The sequence below is a fragment of the Acinetobacter sp. YH12252 genome, from assembly GCF_013417365.1.
Lineage (GTDB): Bacteria > Pseudomonadota > Gammaproteobacteria > Pseudomonadales > Moraxellaceae > Acinetobacter > Acinetobacter towneri.
The window spans coordinates 1-3154 of the sequence record NZ_VPEA01000033.1; the positions used below are offsets into that span (position 1 = coordinate 1).

The window sequence follows — 3154 nt, forward strand, 5'->3', positions numbered from 1 at the left end:
TTCGATTTCGTATAAGGTGTATTATGTTAATTTTAGGGGAACTTAATTCTATAGGTGATACCAATGGACAAAAAGATAGAAGATAAAACTAAAGATATTAATGAAAAAATTCAAAAATTGGATTTAGCTATCCAAGAACTAATAGAAACTACAGACAATTTTTTTATTAATGATAAGTACTATGGAATTGAATGCGCTTTTATTTTAGACCATGCACTAAATATTAAAATGCACTTTTTCAACAAGTATCCAGCATTTGCACCACCTCACTTACGAGGAGTAGAAAATTATGATCGAATTATACATATTAGAGAAAATAATCCTGAAGATAAGCTAGAACAAATTTCTCCTCTTAAAGACTAAATTTTCTAATCTCGTACTTAGAATCCCCTACCATTTAACATAATGGTGGTTATACGAAATTTCAAAAAAATACAGTAAAAATGGGAGCTTAAGGCCACTGCTGTCCCATAAATATAACAAGTGTTAGCAGCAGTGTAAAAATAACCCTCTAACGGCATTTTAAAACTGACCCCCTTGGTTAATATAGCGGTCTTTTTGGACTGCTCAACATGTTAACTTTGGAGCAAGCAGTGACCATCCAAATTCTTCATCAACAAGGTAAATCCATTAAAGCCATTAGTCGTGAACTTGGGGTATCCAGGAATACCGTACGTAAATATTTACGGCAAAACACCACACCTCAGTATCGGCGTACACAACCTAGAATAAGTATTCTTGATCCATATAAACCCTATTTGCTTGAACGTGTAAATGCAGCTCATCCTGAATGGATTCCTGCCGTTGTGCTCTATAAGCAGATTTTAGGGTTTGGATATCCAGGAAAGATCAGGATATTGAGGGAATATCTTGCAACATTAAAACCCGTTGCCAAATCAGAACCCGTCATTCGTTTTGAAACCCAACCTGGTCAACAAATGCAGGTTGATTTCACCACGATTCGACGTCACCATACGACTTTGAAAGCCTTTGTGGCCACATTAGGTTATTCCAGAGCAACCTTCGTGAAATTTTATGATCATGAACGGACGGATGCATGGATCGATGGTCTGGAAAATGCATTTCAGTTCTTTGGGGGCGTACCTCAGGAAATCCTGTTTGATAACGCTAAAACGATCATGATTGAACGGGATGCCTATCAGGAGGGGCAGCACAAATGGAACCCCAAACTGCTCGATTGTGCCAAGAAATATGGCTTTCGCCTCCCGCGTATGTAAACCCTACCGCGCACAGACCAAAGGCAAAGTTGAACGCTTTAATGGATATCTCAAATCAAGCTTTATTGTGCAATTGAAAGCAAGCCTTAAGACTTCAGGCTTATTGTTGGATGTTGATGTTGCTAATGCCCACATTGGTCGGTGGTTGCATGAAACCGCCAATCAGCGGATTCATGCAACCACGCAAGAAAAACCAGCTGTTCGACTGCAGCAAGAGCAGCAAAGATTCGCGCCATTACCGCAATCAAATACGGTTTCCAGCATTGTGCCTGTTACAGCGGCACCGCATGTGATGCCCTACGAGAGTTTGCAGCATCCATTATCAGTATATGACCAGTTGCTGGGAGTTTCCTGATGAATCTGCAATTGGCGGAGTGATTTCTCAAAATGGCAAGTTGATGACAATTGTTCCGCTGGATGAACAACTTTTGGTTGAGGCACGTATTTCACCGCGAGATATTGCTTTTATTCATCCTGGGCAAGATGCACTGGTGAAGATCACCGCGTATGATTATTCTATTTATGGTGGGTTGAAAGGAAAAGTTTCTATTATTTCTCCAGACACCTTGAGAGATGAAGTTAAGCAAGATCAATTTTATTATCGAGTGTATATTCGAACGGATTCAGGAAAATTGATGAATAAAGCAGGCAAACAATTCAGTATTACTCCTGGCATGGTTGCAACAGTCGATATTAAAACAGGGGAGAAAACGATCTTAGATTATCTAATAAAACCATTTAATAAAGCGCAAGAGGCTTTAAGAGAAAGGTAAGCGTCCGCTGAACCCCACACTCTTTGAGTGGAACGTTCTTTAAAAAAACGTTCCACTTTATTGAATATTTATCAATACCGCATAGCTCGATGCAGGGTGCTATCTTCAGATATCTTATTTAACATAAAATGAAGTTATGCGACTTCAGAATGACCTAATACTTGAGAATAAATATGACCCAAAAAATACTAGATCGATTTTCTTCACTAATAGAAGAAGGTGATTCAATCTATCAAAAATGTGAAGCCGCTGGATCTGGTTATAATCCTGAATTACAATCAGCTTTTATCGAATGGCAAATGAAATCTAAAAATATATTAAGCATTACTTGTGGTGAAAAGTCACATTATTTGTCTCAGTTTGATAAAAATCTTAAAGCAGGAATGGGGGATACAAGAAAAGCAATATTAAATCGCGTGATTCCAATTTTAAGAGCGGCAGAAGATGATTTAAAAAATGGTTTTCTAATCACAATCAAAAAACTAATTCAGTCAGAGGTTTTTGATAGTGAGTTGGATCAAGCACAGCATTTCCTTGATTCAGGTTATAAAGTAGCTTCTGCTGTCACTGCTGGTGTAGTTTTAGAAACAGCAATTAAAGAATTAGCTAAAAATAACGGAATTGATATTTGCCAAGAAGGTACTACTAAACCTAAAAAACTTGATGCTCTTAATTCTGAATTAAAAAATGCTAATATCTATAGTGCTCTTCAACATAAGCAAGTTTTAACTTTGGCACATATAAGAAATAAAGCTGCTCATGGGGAGATTGAGGAATTTAATGATAACGATGTACAGAATATGATCCGAGATGTTGAAAGATTCTTACTTGAATATGCTTCTTAATACAACAAAAAAAGAGTCCACGTTATCTAATGGTGGACTCTAGTTCCAAATTTGAGACTAATAGAGTATCTATTTTCCAGATATTGAAATCATAGCCACGCAGACTTGCGTAGGTTTGACTGATACGCAAGTCGAGTAGCGGTCTGATTTCCGCATAACTTATGTTATGTTACTTGGGATACACTTGACGGTAAGATAATTTATTATTGCAACCGTCAAGTGCAGCACCAACGATATTATTGTAGGGTGCTGTGTTTAGATATCCTATTTAACATAATCAATATTATACGAAATACAG

Annotated in this window: 2 protein-coding genes and 2 pseudogenes; all 4 read left to right on the forward strand. The window is 37.3% G+C overall.

Annotated elements, in window-relative coordinates:
* Window positions 1-63 precede the first annotated feature (63 nt).
* Window positions 64-363 (forward strand): hypothetical protein, encoded by a 300-nt coding sequence (locus tag FTV28_RS13325; RefSeq protein ID WP_179989178.1) that lies wholly within the window; start codon window positions 64-66, stop codon window positions 361-363.
* A gap of 209 nt (window positions 364-572) precedes the next feature.
* Window positions 573-1593 (forward strand): annotated as a pseudogene (istA, locus tag FTV28_RS13330) (IS21 family transposase).
* A gap of 13 nt (window positions 1594-1606) precedes the next feature.
* A pseudogene (locus FTV28_RS13335) lies at window positions 1607-2011 on the forward strand (HlyD family efflux transporter periplasmic adaptor subunit); the annotation flags it as partial.
* Window positions 2012-2184: 173 nt separating this feature from the next.
* The gene (locus tag FTV28_RS13340) at window positions 2185-2856 is read left to right on the forward strand and encodes a DUF4145 domain-containing protein (RefSeq protein ID WP_179989177.1); all 672 of its coding nucleotides are present in this window, start codon (window positions 2185-2187) and stop codon (window positions 2854-2856) included.
* Window positions 2857-3154: the final 298 nt, after the last annotated feature.

What these genes read in the sequence shown, in the direction of transcription:
- FTV28_RS13325 (WP_179989178.1), top strand. Translation starts at nt 64, where the DNA reads ATGGACAAAAAGATAGAAGATAAAACTAAAGATATTAATGAAAAAATT.
- FTV28_RS13340 (WP_179989177.1), top strand. Translation starts at nt 2,185, where the DNA reads ATGACCCAAAAAATACTAGATCGATTTTCTTCACTAATAGAAGAAGGT.